Origin of the sequence: Methylophilus sp. 3sh_L (assembly GCF_046766015.1) — a bacterium.
GTDB lineage: Bacteria > Pseudomonadota > Gammaproteobacteria > Burkholderiales > Methylophilaceae > Methylophilus.
Window position 1 is genome coordinate 328,215 of the sequence record NZ_JBKOUF010000003.1, and the last position, 13,743, is coordinate 341,957.

11 protein-coding genes are annotated in these 13,743 nt (G+C 54.7%); 7 read left to right on the forward strand and 4 right to left on the reverse strand.

Annotated elements, in window-relative coordinates; all coding sequences use genetic code 11:
• Positions 1-39 precede the first annotated feature (39 nt).
• The 6 genes from ACIDF8_RS09310 (at position 40) to ACIDF8_RS09335 (ending at position 9,001) form a co-directional block, all read left to right on the forward strand.
• Positions 40-495 (forward strand): NfeD family protein, encoded by a 456-nt coding sequence (locus ACIDF8_RS09310; protein WP_412010332.1) that lies wholly within the window; start codon positions 40-42, stop codon positions 493-495.
• A gap of 16 nt (positions 496-511) precedes the next feature.
• Positions 512-1,357 (forward strand): SPFH domain-containing protein, encoded by an 846-nt coding sequence (locus tag ACIDF8_RS09315; RefSeq protein WP_412010333.1) that lies wholly within the window; start codon positions 512-514, stop codon positions 1,355-1,357.
• Between the two features lie 111 nt (positions 1,358-1,468).
• Positions 1,469-4,759: a DUF2126 domain-containing protein gene (locus ACIDF8_RS09320; protein WP_412010334.1), complete on the forward strand. Its 3,291-nt coding sequence runs from the start codon at positions 1,469-1,471 to the stop codon at positions 4,757-4,759.
• A 58-nt stretch (positions 4,760-4,817) separates the two neighbouring features.
• Positions 4,818-7,358: a circularly permuted type 2 ATP-grasp protein gene (locus ACIDF8_RS09325; protein WP_412010335.1), complete on the forward strand. Its 2,541-nt coding sequence runs from the start codon at positions 4,818-4,820 to the stop codon at positions 7,356-7,358.
• Between the two features lie 8 nt (positions 7,359-7,366).
• Positions 7,367-8,248 carry a transglutaminase family protein gene (locus ACIDF8_RS09330; RefSeq protein ID WP_412010336.1) on the forward strand — a complete coding sequence of 294 codons (882 nt, stop codon included), beginning with the start codon at positions 7,367-7,369 and terminating at the stop codon, positions 8,246-8,248.
• A gap of 75 nt (positions 8,249-8,323) precedes the next feature.
• Complete coding sequence (locus tag ACIDF8_RS09335; protein ID WP_412010337.1) at positions 8,324-9,001, forward strand: HAD family hydrolase; 678 nt, start codon at positions 8,324-8,326, stop codon at positions 8,999-9,001.
• Positions 9,002-9,018: 17 nt separating this feature from the next.
• Here ACIDF8_RS09335 and tmpT read toward each other — a convergent pair whose 3' ends face one another.
• Both tmpT and ACIDF8_RS09345 read right to left on the reverse strand, forming a co-directional pair.
• The gene (gene tmpT / locus ACIDF8_RS09340) at positions 9,019-9,678 is read right to left on the reverse strand and encodes a thiopurine S-methyltransferase (protein ID WP_412010338.1); all 660 of its coding nucleotides are present in this window, start codon (positions 9,676-9,678) and stop codon (positions 9,019-9,021) included.
• Between the two features lie 102 nt (positions 9,679-9,780).
• Entirely contained in the window at positions 9,781-11,028 is a 1,248-nt protein-coding gene (locus tag ACIDF8_RS09345; RefSeq protein WP_412010339.1) for a hypothetical protein, read from the reverse strand.
• A 13-nt stretch (positions 11,029-11,041) separates the two neighbouring features.
• On the opposite strand from ACIDF8_RS09345, the gene ACIDF8_RS09350 reads away from it, so the two are divergent.
• Positions 11,042-11,224, forward strand: a complete 183-nt coding sequence (locus ACIDF8_RS09350) for a hypothetical protein (protein ID WP_412010340.1) — start codon at positions 11,042-11,044, stop codon at positions 11,222-11,224.
• Between the two features lies 1 nt (position 11,225).
• Here ACIDF8_RS09350 and ACIDF8_RS09355 read toward each other — a convergent pair whose 3' ends face one another.
• A complete protein-coding gene (locus ACIDF8_RS09355) occupies positions 11,226-11,534 on the reverse strand; it encodes a hypothetical protein (protein WP_412010341.1) in 309 nt (102 codons plus the stop codon).
• An 86-nt stretch (positions 11,535-11,620) separates the two neighbouring features.
• Complete coding sequence (locus ACIDF8_RS09360) at positions 11,621-13,651, reverse strand: M3 family metallopeptidase (RefSeq protein ID WP_412010342.1); 2,031 nt, start codon at positions 13,649-13,651, stop codon at positions 11,621-11,623.
• Between the last annotated feature and the right edge of the window lie 92 nt (positions 13,652-13,743).

Genomic DNA, 13,743 nt, shown 5'->3' on the forward strand with positions numbered 1-13,743 from the left:
ACTCATCGTCGTTCATTCATTGTGGGTAAGGGGCGGTTTATGCAGGCAGGTTGGTGGTGGTGCGGATTGGGCCTGGTGCTGTTATGCTCAGAAATGTTGCTAGGCACCTTGTATTTGCTATGGCTGGGCATTGCTGCATTGGTGATGGCAGCACTCACCCTGGTTTGGCTAGAGATGCCTTTGGCGTTGCAAGCCGTCAATTATGCCGTGCTGTCGGCATTGGCGTTAGCCATCATGCGCAAGTTGGAGAAACGTAAACCAGACTTGCGGATCGGCCAGGCGCAGGGCGATGAAATTGGCCGGGAAGGCGTGGTGACAGAGGCCATTTCACCCATGCAACCAGGCAAAATCCGTTTTGCCCAAGGCGTGTTAGGTAGCCGCGAATGGGTGGCTTATGCCGACTCGGCGATTGCGGCGCAGCAAACCGCAATCATCGTTGCGGTGGAAGGCAATAGCTTGCGTGTGGCACCTGCCCACCCAGCGTCATCATTTTAGTTATTAAGGAGTCGTCATGACCGAAGTCAGTCTGATTGTTATCGTACTGGTAGTGATCGCCATCGTAAAAGGGGTGCGTATTGTGCCGCAAGGTGAGGAGTGGGTGGTTGAACGGCTTGGTAAATTCGCCGGCATTCTCAAGCCTGGTCTCAATGTGATCAATCCGGTATTTAGTACCGTCAGTTACAAGGTGACGACCAAAGATATTATTCTTGATGTGCCAGAGCAAGAGGTGATCACGCGGGATAACGCGGTGATCCTGGCCAACGCAGTGGCGTTTATCAAGGTGACCAACATAGAGCGCGCGGTCTACGGCATTGAAAACTTCCGTGAGGCTATGCGCAATATGGTGCAAACCAGTTTACGCTCGATTATCGGCGGCATGGATTTAAACCATGCGCTGACTTCGCGTGACCGCATCAAAGCCGAGCTGAAAGAAGCGATTGCCGATGAGGCGCTGGACTGGGGTCTGACTGTAAAGAGTGTGGAGATTCAGGACATCAAACCCTCAGCCAATATGCAGGATGCCATGGAGCGCCAGGCGGCGGCCGAGCGGGAACGCGTGGCCGTGGTCACAGAGGCTGAAGGCGCCAAGCAGTCTTTGATCCTGAATGCAGAAGCCAGGCTGGAAGCCGCCCGTAAAGATGCCGAAGCGCAAATGGTGGGGGCTAAGGCCTCCGCCGAGGCGATCAAGATGATTGCGGAGGCGGTCAAGGAAAATAATACTTCAGCGACGTTTTTGCTGGGTGACCGTTACATTCAGTCACTGCAAAAAATGGCAGACTCAAGCAATAGTAAAATTGTCGTGATGCCAGGCGATGTGGTGAGTGCGGTGAAAAACCTGGTCGGTGGCGGCAAGTAATCCAGTCACCGTTTTTACTGTTTAGATTGCTGCCACGCGGGGCTATTTTGCGTGGCTGGCATATTTCCTGCATCACACTGCTTAAAATCATAATATTCTTGAGGATCAGCAGTGGCTATACGCGTCGCTTTACATCACCGCACCCGCTATCAATTCGACCGCCTGGTTAACCTTTCTCCGCACGAAGTCCGCCTCAAACCCGCTGCCCATGCGCGTACGCCGATTTTGTCGTATTCGCTGACCGTGAACCCGGAAAAGCATTTTATTAACTGGCAGCAAGACCCTTACGGCAACTATATCGCCCGCTACGTGTTCCCCGAAATGGTGCGCGAGCTCGATTTTACGGTCGATTTAGTGGCAGACATGACGGTGATTAATCCGTTTGATTTCTTTGTCGAGAAATATGCTGAGCACTATCCTTTTCAGTATACCGCGCAGCAGTCATTTGAGCTGACTGCCTATTTGCAGCCTGATCCGGTCGAGCCCCTGCTCAAGCGACTCATGGCCGAATTGCAGAACAAGGTGATTCAACCGGAAATGGGCATCGTCGATTTTCTGGTGGCGGTCAACCAGCATGTACAGGCGGCGATTGGCTATACCGTGCGCATGGAGCCGGGTATACAGACGCCAGAAGAAACCCTCACTAAGTTGACCGGTTCTTGCCGGGATTCCGCCTGGTTGCTGGTGCAAATCATGCGCAATCTGGGGCTGGCTGCCCGCTTTGTCTCCGGCTACCTGATCCAGCTTAAGGCGGATGTCGCCGCGCTGGATGGCCCCAGTGGGACGGATAAGGATTTTACCGACCTGCATGCCTGGACTGAGGTGTTTATCCCTGGCGCCGGCTGGGTCGGGCTGGATCCCACGTCCGGCTTGATGGCAGGCGAGGGGCATATCCCGCTGGCTTGCACGGCGCTGCCTTCTTCTGCCGCTCCGGTGACGGGGTATACCGATGTGGCGGAGGTGACGTTTAGCCATGAGATGAGCGTGACACGTATCCATGAAGATCCGCGGGTGACCAAGCCGTACAGTGAGGAAGATTGGCAAGCCATTCTCAAGCTGGGAGACAAGGTAGATGCGCAGCTCAAAAAGCAAGATGTGCGGCTGACGCAAGGCGGGGAGCCGACCTTTGTCTCGATTGATGATATGGATGGCGCCCAATGGAATACCCAGGCACTGGGCGATCATAAACGGCAATTGGCCGGTGACCTGGCCTTGCGCCTGAAAGCACATTTTGCTCCCAACGGCTTTTTGCATTATGGCCAGGGCAAATGGTATCCCGGCGAACCGTTGCCTCGCTGGGCCATTAATATGTACTGGCGACCCGATGGCAAACCGGTCTGGCGTGATGCCAGCCTATTCTCTGCCGAGGGCGTCGGTGATGGGTATGCTGTAAAGCAGGCGCAACTGTTTGCAACGCATCTGGCGGACATGCTGGGCTTCCCTACGGCGTGTGTCATTCCGGCCTATGAAGATGTGATGAGCTTGGCGCAACAGGAACAACAATTGCCTGCCAACGTCGACCCGCTCAAGGCTGACCTCAAAGATGCGGCTGAACGTAAGCGGTTGGCCAGCTTGCTTAACCAAGGCTTGGGGCAGGTCGTGGGGTATGTCATGCCGATCAAGCCGGACGAAAGCCGCAGTGCTGGCGAATGGTTGACCAGCAAATGGCCGTTAAGGCGTGAGCATTTGTATCTGTTGGGTGGGGATTCACCCATGGGATTGCGCTTGCCGTTGTCTTCATTGCCCTGGCAACTGCCTGCGGACATAGAGCCAGAGTTTCCGCTGGATCCGTTTGCTGACCAAGAAGCTTTGGGGACATCGAAAACACCCAAAGTCAGGCTCAAACACAAAACCACCCAGCCGCTGGCGCGAGAGGTGGTACACACGGCGCTCTGTGTGCAAGTGCGCAATGGCCGCTTGCATGTGTTTATGCCGCCGGTAAACCGTCTTGAAGACTATCTGGATTTGTTGAGTGCCATTGAGCAAACCGCCAGTGACTTAAAACTCAAATTGTGGCTGGAGGGCTATACGCCGCCGCGTGACAGCCGCCTCAAGTTACTCAGTGTGACGCCGGACCCCGGCGTGATCGAAGTCAACATTCATCCAGCCAAGACCTGGAAGGAGCTAGTCACCAATATTAATGTGCTGTATGAAGAAGCCAGGTTGTGCCGGCTGGGGACAGAAAAATTCATGCTGGATGGCCGCCATACCGGCACCGGTGGCGGCAACCATGTGACGCTGGGGGGTGAGACTGCCGCCGATAGCCCGATGTTGCGGCGCCCCGATGTGTTGCGTAGCCTGATTACTTACTGGCAGAACCATCCGGCACTGTCTTATTTGTTCTCGGGCACCTTTATTGGCCCAACCAGCCAGGCACCGCGTGTGGATGAAGCGCGCGATGACAATTTGTATGAGTTGGCGATTGCCTTCCAGCAAATGGCGCAAGCCTTGCCGGCTGGCGAGGAGAGCCAGCAGCCTTGGCTGGTTGACCGCTTATTGCGCAATTTGCTGGTGGATTTAACCGGCAACACGCACCGCTCCGAGTTTTCCATCGACAAACTGTATTCGCCTGATGGCCCGACCGGCCGCTTGGGCCTGGTGGAATTCCGCGCTTTTGAAATGCCGCCGCACGCACGCATGAGCTTGCTGCAAAGCCTGTTATTACGTGCGCTAGTGGCCCGCTTCTGGAAAACGCCTTATACCGGCAAACTGGTGCATTGGGGGACCGAGCTGCATGACCGCTGGATGCTGCCGCACTTTGTGGCACAGGATATTGCCGATGTGGTGGCCGACTTGCGGGAGGCTGGCTATGCCTTTGAACAGCGCTGGTTTGAGCCGTTTGTCGAGTTCCGTTTTCCGCGCTATGGCACCGTTGCCTATCACGGCATCGAGCTGGAGTTGCGTCAGGCCATTGAGCCTTGGAATGTGCTGGGCGAAGAGATGGCGGGCGGCGGCACGGCACGCTATGTGGATTCTTCGGTGGAGCGTATGCAGTTGCGTGTGCGCGGCCTCACCGATGGACGACATGTTGTAACCTGTAACGGACGGCCTTTGCCACTGCAAGCCACTGGCCATGCCGGCGAGTATGTGGCCGGGGTGCGCTTCCGTGCCTGGAGCCCCTGGTCGGCGTTGCACCCGACGATCCCGGTGCAGGCGCCGCTGGTATTTGACCTGGTGGATACTTGGAGTGGCAAGTCCCTGGGCGGATGTACTTACCATGTCTCGCATCCGGGGGGGCGTAATTACAACACTTTCCCGGTCAATGCCAACGAGGCCGAGGCGCGGCGCTTTGCCCGTTTCTGGGCGCATGGCCATACGCCGGGCAAAGTGACTGTGGTAAAAGAGCCACCAAATCCGCGTTTCCCGTTTACGCTCGACCTGCGTTGGCAGCCGAATGTGTGAACATCCTGTTACACTCAGTGTCTTGTTAAATACTCCCTCAACGATCACTTAACTACGCATGCAACCGGTGCTTAACCAGCTTTACTTCTCTGACCGCTACAACGAATTGTTGGATAGCCAAGGCCAGCCACGTCCGCATTGGCAGGCGCTGGTGGCTCAGCTGGAAAGTGAAGAGCCTGCCGTTATGCGTAAGCGCATAGAGGCCGTGCAGCGGCAGATCCGCGATAACGGCGTGACCTATAACGTCTATGCGGACACGCATGGTGTCCAGCGGCCATGGGATCTGGATGTGTTGCCACTGATCATCCCGTCGGAGGAGTGGCAGGAGATCGCCGCCGCAGTGGCACAACGGGCTACCTTACTCAACCGGGTGTTGCTGGATATCTATGGCGAACAGCAGCTGTTTGCCAGCGGCCAACTGCCGCCAGCACTGATCTATGGCCATAATGGCTTTTTGCCGTCTTGTGTTGGAATTCCGCATTACGACAATATTGCCTTGCACAACTATGCCGTCGATATTGCGCGTTCGCCCAACGGGCAGTGGTGGGTGGTGTCTGACCGTACCCAGTCGCCCACCGGGGCTGGCTATGCGCTCGAAAATCGCACGATTATTTCCAGTGTGTTCCCAGAGATGTTCCGTGACCTCAATATTGAGCGCTTGAGCGGCTTTTTTGCCAGCATGCGGGATAGCCTGGCCCATTGGGGGCATCGTGTGGCACAAAATCAGGCACAGACGGTCCCTGGCATTGCCCCGCTCAGCCAGGGGGAGCCGCCACTGGTGGTGATCTTGACCCCGGGGCCGTATAACGAAACCTATCATGAGCAGTCATTTTTAGCCGGGTATCTTGGCTATCCGCTGGTGCAAGGCAGTGACCTGACCGTGCGTAACGGGGTGGTCTGGCTCAAGACCATCGCCGGGCTCAAGCCTGTGCATGCCATTTTGCGCCGCATAGACGATGATTACTGCGATCCATTGGAATTGAATGCCGAGTCACTTTTAGGTGTCGCCGGACTAACCCAGGCTGCTCGCCTCGGCAATGTGCTGATTGCCAATGCGCTGGGGGCGAACCTGCTACAGTCGGGGGCTTTGTTGGGCTTTTTGCCCAACTTGTGCCAGTCCTTGCTGGGGGAATCGTTGCGCATGCCTTCGGTGGCGACCTGGTGGTGTGGCGAATCGGCGGCGCTGGAATATGTGATTGGGCATCTGGATGACCTGGTGATTAAACCTGCCTATCCGCAAGTGCAATATTCGCCGATTTTTGGCGAGGATCTCAATGCGGCGCAAAAAGAAGCCTTGATTGCCAAACTGCGCGCACAGCCGGGGCACTATATCGCCCAGGAGCAAGTGGATATTTCGCAGGCCCCTGTGCTCAGCCATCATCACCATCAAACGCAAATGGGTTCGCTGGCTGTGAGCTTGCGCGTGTATGCTTTTGCGACACCCAATGGCTATGCCATTATGCCAGGGGGACTTTCACGGGTCGCCAGTGGTAAAGATAGCCGTGTGGTGACCATGCAGCGCGGCGGCACCAGCAAAGATACCTGGGTACTGTCGGAGTTTACCCAGTCGCCTTTTAGCCTGTTGCGCAAAACCACCTCCAGCCAGGACCTGGTGCGTGAAAATCGCTCGCTCTCCAGCCGCATGGCAGAAAACATGTTCTGGTATGGCCGTTATTCGGTACGCAACCTGCAAAAAGCCATGATGCTGCGCGCGACCTTGCGCGCCTTGCTCGAATACACGCCGGAGTCGCGCGAAGGCGAGTGGCCGACCATGCAGGGGCTCTGCCAGTGGTTTGACCTGTTGCCCTCGCCCAAAGATGAAGAAGAGTGGGCGACATGGCAGCCGTATAGTGATGATGATATTGAGCCTTTGCTGGTGCAGGCGGTGTTCTCGCAGCAGTCCGGTAGCCTTGCCACCAGCGTGCAGCAGTTGTATCAACAGGCATTTAACCTGCGTGAACGCATCTCCAATGACCATTGGCGCACCGTGAACGTGTTGTCACGGCAGTTTATTACCCGGGATGCGCATGCCACCTTGCAGGATGCGATGTCGTATATCGAGCAGGCAGTGAATCATTTTGTCACCTTGACCGGCTTTGCCATGGACTGGATGACGCGTGACCTGGGCTGGCGTTTTATGTCGCTGGGGCGGCGGATTGAGCGCTTGCAATTCATGTGTGTGCTATTGAGCCGTGCCTTGCAAATGCCTCAGCACAGTAACCTGGAATGGTTGTTACAAGTGACCAATAACCTGGTTACTTACCGTGCCCGTTACGCCTCGCAACCCGAGTGGTTGCCGGTGCTGGATTTACTGCTCATGGATGGCAACAATCCGAATGCCATCGTGTTTCAAATGAAGGGCCTGGTCAAATATCTTGAAGAGATGGACGCGCATGACAATGCGGGCGGCATTGCCAGCGAACTCAAGGACTGCTGGCAAGCCTTGCTGCAACTGGATCCTGACCAATGCTTCCTGCCAGGCGACGCGACACTGTCAGCCTGGTTAAATCACACTTACGATGTCACGATGACCTTGTCTGACCGGCTGAGCCTGCGCTTTTTCAGCTATGCCAGCCCGGTGGGCATGTCCGGGCATTAAGGCACAAGATGCGTTACCAGGTCGAACATCAAACTGTTTATAGCTACGATTTGTCGGTGCTTCAATCACAGCAATTGCTGCATCTCATGCCACGGGAGACGCCTTTTCAGCAATGCGTTTCTTTTACGCTGGCCTGTGAGCCACTGCCCGCCGAGCAATCGCGGCGGCAAGACTTTTTTGGCAATAATAATGACTATTTCACCATCCTGACGCCGCACCAGTCGCTAGAGGTCACCTCCAGGTTCCAGGTCGATATCCAACCACGGCCACAGATGGCTGATTTTGTGCAAAGCCCGCCCTGGGAGCAGGTGCAGCACCTGTTAAAAGATCAGGATACCCAACATCTGGATGCTGCTCCCTACGTGTATGCCACCACGCGTGTCACGCTTAGTGAAGCGCTGGCCAGCTTTGCCCTGAGCTGTTTTACGCCGCAGCGGCCATTGCTGGAAGCCGCCATGGCCCTGACGCAAAAAATTTATAGTGAGTTTGAGTTTGATCCCCAAGCCACGGATATCTCCACCCCCCTGGATACGGTGCTGGAAGGTCGCCGTGGCGTCTGCCAAGACTTTGCCCATCTGATGCTAGGCGCCCTACGCTCTATTGGCCTGGCTTGCCGCTATGTCAGTGGGTATATCCTCACCCATCCGCCCGCTGGTCAGCCGCGCCTGGTCGGTGCTGACGCATCGCACGCCTGGGTGTCTGTGTATTGCCCGGTCTACGGCTGGGTGGACTTTGATCCGACGAATAATTGTTTAGTCCAGCAGGAACATATCACAGTCGCCTGGGGCCGCGACTTTGGCGATGTCTCCCCCATGCGCGGCGTGGTGCTGGGCGGCGGTCAGCAGCAGCTGAATGTGAGTGTGACCGTGACGCCATTGGCCCATGCCTAACCGGCATGACATTCCCCTGAATCCATACGCAAATACACGCTAAAATAGCGTTTTGTTCGCCCTAGAGTATTGCCTGTGATTAAAGCCGCAATTTTTGACATGGACGGTCTGCTGATCGATTCTGAACGTATCATCATGCAAGGCTGTATTGAAGCCGCCGCCAGCATAGGCATCACTTATACCGAGCAGCAATATGTGCAACTGGTGGGACGTATCTGGTCAGACTCCAGCCGCATCATGGCGGAGCAACTTAATGGTGAGCACCATATGCAGCAGGTGATCGCGGGACTCAATACCTTTCTTGATGCGCGCAACCATGTGTTTCCGCTAAAAACCGGGGTGCTTGAGCTATTACAGTTTTACCGTGACGCAGGCGTCATTTGCAGCGTGGCATCCTCATCACCCATTCCGCATATTACCCACCGCCTGAGCCACACCGGTGTGCTGGATTACTTTGACCATATCACCAGTGGTCAAGAGGTGCAACGCGGTAAACCCAACCCGGATATCTACCTGCTGGCCCTGGAAAAATTAGGCTTGCAGGCCGATGAATGTATCGCGTTTGAAGATAGCGAACTGGGCGCCCAAGCCGCCATTGCTGCAGGCTTGCGTGTGATTGTGGTACCGGATCTTAAACAACCGGGCGATCTGGTACGGGCACAGGCTTTTCATGTCGTGGAAAGCTTGCAGCACTGGCATCAGAATCACGAGGTGATGATGGGCTGCATCCCAAATGCTGCAGCCGTGGCTTAGCGCGTAATGCTCCTAGCCTACCGCTCGCGGGCCTGTAGCAACCAGACTTGCTCTTGCGCCGGGCATTTGCCTTTGAGGCCGCCTTCCAGTGCCACATCGGCCAGCAAGCTTAATGTGAAGTCCTTAGCATAGAGTTGTTGCACCGCTTGGGCATCAACACTAAAGGGTGGCCCGGCTTGCAGTGACTGGTCGTAGTCAAAACTCACCAGCAGTTGTTTGGCGTGTGCGGTCAGGTGGGCTAAATGCTGGCTGTAGCGTGGGCGCATGTCGGCGGGTAGCGCCACCAATGCGGCGCGGTCATACACTGCATCTATCTGATCGATGTGTGCCTGGTGGAGTTGAGCCTGGCTGAGCGCAAAAAAATCGCCATTAAACACAGTCAGTGGCCCGGCATGGTAACAGGTGAGTCCCCCCATTTCTTTTACTTCCGGGGTCAGGGCCAACTCCTCAAACAATGCCTGCACGGCAAGTGGGCTGAGTTCGATGCCGACCACTTGTAGCCCTTGGTCTAACAGCCAGGGGATATCCAGCGACTTTCCGCATAGGGGCACAAAAATACACTGCCCCGGCGTTAATGCCAGATGATGAAAGTGGCTCACCAGCAGCGGATTGGCTTGGTCCAGATGAAAGCCAATCTGCTGATTTTGCCAGCGGCTGTGCCAGAATGCGTGATCCATGCAAATTCCTTGGTCCAAAATTCCCTAGTCTAGGCGTCAAAGCCTGAGCCTAAAGTCGTTGAGTATAAAGAGCCTAAGTATAGATCAAGATGCGAGCCACTGTTACTTCCCTGCGCGTTGGCTCAATCGTGCCTGTTGCTCCAGCACGCCTTCCTCCACCCCGGCGGCTTCAGTCAGTTTGGCGACATTATCCCGAGTGAAAAAGCCGTCAAAGCCGTCATAGCGTTGTACGTATTCAATAATCAGCGACGAATGTTCCGAGGCATTTGAGAAAATTTGTTTCAGGCCTTCTTCCTTGGAGCCTATCACATCGAGCAGAAAACCTTTGCCCTGGCTGGCAATGGCATCGACGACAAATTCGATATTTTCCTTACCGTCCCGGGTGCCATCTTTGACCGACAAGGCAATATGGTGCAAGCGCGGGCCATAGTTACGCACAAAGGTCTCGGTCGGCGAGGGCAGTTTTTCCAGGTGGTTTACAAAATAAGGCGTGTTATTGGCAGTAAACACTTTGGCCGGGCTCTTGGTTTCGGGGAACCCATGTACACTCTTGGTGACATTGGTGGAGGAGTTCTGGTCCCAGATGTTATAGGCGCCCCAGAAAAAATAGCTGGACCAGGACAGGTATTCGAGAATCGCGACCTCACGGTTTTGGCTATAGACGCGGGTCGCTAGGTGATCCACCGGTAAGATCAAGTCGTCAATGCGTAGCTTTGCTTGCAGATTTTTTGCCTCTTCATACGCGGCTTGCACATCGGCACGGATGGTGCTGATCCCCAAGGCATACACGCGCAATTCATCCGGCTCACGTTTCATATAGCCAACGATATTATGCGTGTAAGGCGAGGGCTTGCTGATCGCCACATTGCCCGGTAGCTCCAGTTTGCGCACTTCGTCCTGGGTAAAAAAACGGAATTCGCGTTCCTCTTGCAGCTTCACCACGTCATGCATATTGGTGACACGGATGATTTCACCCATGTAGCGGCTATTCGGTTTACGCGCACCGACCGGGTAAATCTCGTTGAGCGCGCGGAAAATGCCCCTGAAGTTAGGGTCTTTGACCTCGCGGACCAGTAAATCCGGCGAGTCGAGATCTATGCGCAAAATATGTGTCCAGTGCTTTTCACTCTCCAGTGTGACCAGGTAATGGTAAGAGGTCATTAAAGATAATTCAGCGATGTACTGGATCGAATGGTCTGGGTCTACCGTAATCATCAGCGCATCAATTTCCTGAATCATGTCGGTTAACCCCAACTGGTCGCGCTCTTCGAGTAGCTTTTGCAGATACTCTTCAAAAAAGGCAGAGTTTTGTTTGTCGCCGTGGCGGGCAAAATCGAGCGAATTAATCATGAGGTTCCATCTAGTGTCTAAAACTTTAACCAAGCAAGCGCTGTTCCCGGCACGGGTATGGAGCCAGCACCCGCTACAAATGGCTTGTTATCGTGGTTTTGGGGGCATGGTGATGAGATGGCTGGCGGGTGAAAAGCAACAGGGCAGCGATGGCTGCCCTGTTTTAGTGCTATTAGTGAGGCCCGCAGGGCTGTAAGTTAACGGCCCTTGCCACTCAGTGAACCGCGTTTGAGGATAGGGTCGTCAAATGCGATGCAACGGCCGATGCCCAAAAAGCTGGGGCGCATGCCCAATGGACAGCTATTACTACGCTCAAATTGCTCGACTTTGACTTTGGCTTCCTCAGCTTTTTTGGCATCCTTAAACTCCCAGTAGCCATTGGAATGCAGCACGACTTCGTCGCCATTGGCGGTTTTCGCTTGAATATCATCCGCCTCTTCTTTTGCGGCAAATGCCGCCGCCGGCAACAAGGCAATCAGTAACACACAGAGGGACAGACGAGACATTTTTTAATCCTTAAAACGATCTGCTTAGCATAGCGGCGGCGTGTCAAAAAGCCAAGTGTCAGACACTTGGCTAGAGGTAAAAATGATTAACTTGCCATGCCGTTATGGCGTAACAAGGCATCCATACTTGGCTCGCGGCCTCTGAAGGCCACAAAAGACTCCATGGCCGGACGTGCACCACCTTGCGCCAGCACCTCGTTTTTAAAGCGGCTACCTGCTTCGGCAGACAACACGCCCAGCTCTTCAAACAGGCTATACGCGTCGGCAGACAGTACCTCTGCCCATTTATAGCTGTAATAGCCTGCGGCATAACCGCCAGCAAAAATATGGCTAAAGCTATTGGGGAAGCGATTCCATTTAGGCGGACGCAACACGGCTACTTCATCCCGTACCTGTTCGAGCACGTCGAGTGCCGTCTGCGTGCCCGCCGGGTCAAAGCTGCTGTGCAAACGCATATCAAATAATGAAAACTCGATCTGGCGCACGGTTTGCATGCCGGCCTGGAAGTTTTTGGCCGCCACCATTTTGTCGAACAGGGCGCGCGGCAGCTGTTCACCGCTATCGACATGTGCCGTCATATGACGCAGTACGTCCCATTCCCAGCAGAAGTTTTCCATAAACTGGCTGGGGAGCTCTACCGCGTCCCATTCCACGCCCTTGATGCCGGAAACACTATATTCCTCGACTTGGGTCAGCATATGGTGCAAGCCGTGACCAAACTCATGGAACAGCGTGATGACTTCGTCATGCGTGAAGAGTGCAGGCTTGTCGCCCACTGGCGCCGAGAAGTTGCAGGTCAGGTAAGCGACCGGCAGCTCAATACCATTGGTGATTTTGCGGCGGGTAATGCATTCATCCATCCAGGCGCCCCCGCGTTTGCCATGCCGCGCATATAAATCCAGGTAGAAATAGGCAATTGGCTGGCGCTGCTGGTCGCTGATTTCATAAAAACCTGCATCTTTATGCCAGAGCGGCGCATCGGTTTTGCGCACCTGCACGCCAAAAATGGTTTCAACCACTTTGAACAGGCCTGCCAGCACCTTGTCTTCAGGGAAGTACTGTTTCACTTCCTGGTCTGAAAACGCGTATTTGTCCTGGCGCAGTTTTTCGCTGATGTAGGCCACATCCCAGGCCTGCATATCGCTAAAGCCTAGTTTCTCGGCGTAGGCTTTGAGTTCTGCCATGTCTTTTTCGGCATAGGGTTTTGCGCGTTTGGCCAGGGTATCTAAAAATTCAATCACTTGTGCCGGTGTGTCGGCCATCTTGGTCGCCAGCGACAGTTCGGCGTAGTTGTTAAAGCCTAGCAGTTGCGCTTCTTCTTGCTTGAGTTTGAGCAGGTCAGCGATCAGGGCGGTGTTATCCCATTCGGGTTTGCTGAACTCTGAGGCGCGCGTGGCATAGGCCCGGTAGAGCGTTTCACGCAGGGCACGGTTGTCGCAATATTGCATCACCGGCATATAAGACGGGAAATGCAGCGTAAACAGATAACCGGTTTTCTCCTCTGCTTTTGCGGCTTCGGCGGCTGCTTGCAGCGCGTCTTCGGGCAGGCCGCTCAATTCGGCTGCATCTGTCACCAGATGCTTGAAGTCGTTGGTGTTATCTAGGATGTTTTCTTCAAACTTGCTGCCCAGTTTTGAGAGTTGCTCGGCGATTTCTTTAAACCGCACTTTTTCGGCTGGGGGCAGTTCGGCGCCGCCCAATTTAAAGCCACGCACTTCGTTGTCGATAATCTTGCGTTGTGCACGGCTCAGTTGTGCGTAGCCCGCGCTGGCCTGGATGGCCTTGTATTTGGCATACAGGCGCTCATCTTGTGACAGGTCGCTATAAAAATCGGTCAGTTTGGCCAGGTTTGCATTGTAGGCCTCACGCAGTTCAGGCGTATTGACCACGGCATTCATATGCCCGACCGGCCCCCAGCTGCGGGACAGTTTTTCCGAGTAGTCTTCAATCGGCTGCACAAAGTTTTGCCAGTCCGGTGTCTCACTCGCGGTCGCCAGGCGTTCTACCAAGGCGCGGCCTTCTGCCAGTAATTGATCAATGGCAGGCGAGACATGCTCTGGACGGATATCATTAAATTTGGGCAGGCCACTAAAAGCAAGTAATGGGTTGGTGCTCACGGCAAATCCTTTATTGAATGCGATAGATGATAGAGGCGTATTATTCGCCAAATGTTCGCATTTGGCTCATTGTATATATTGATGATGGTGAT

What these genes read in the sequence shown, in the direction of transcription:
- ACIDF8_RS09310 (WP_412010332.1), top strand. Translation starts at nt 40, where the DNA reads ATGCAGGCAGGTTGGTGGTGGTGCGGATTGGGCCTGGTGCTGTTATGC.
- ACIDF8_RS09315 (WP_412010333.1), top strand. Translation starts at nt 512, where the DNA reads ATGACCGAAGTCAGTCTGATTGTTATCGTACTGGTAGTGATCGCCATC.
- ACIDF8_RS09325 (WP_412010335.1), top strand. Translation starts at nt 4,818, where the DNA reads ATGCAACCGGTGCTTAACCAGCTTTACTTCTCTGACCGCTACAACGAA.
- ACIDF8_RS09330 (WP_412010336.1), top strand. Translation starts at nt 7,367, where the DNA reads ATGCGTTACCAGGTCGAACATCAAACTGTTTATAGCTACGATTTGTCG.
- tmpT (WP_412010338.1), bottom strand. Translation starts at nt 9,678, where the DNA reads ATGGATCACGCATTCTGGCACAGCCGCTGGCAAAATCAGCAGATTGGC.
- ACIDF8_RS09345 (WP_412010339.1), bottom strand. Translation starts at nt 11,028, where the DNA reads ATGATTAATTCGCTCGATTTTGCCCGCCACGGCGACAAACAAAACTCT.
- ACIDF8_RS09355 (WP_412010341.1), bottom strand. Translation starts at nt 11,534, where the DNA reads ATGTCTCGTCTGTCCCTCTGTGTGTTACTGATTGCCTTGTTGCCGGCG.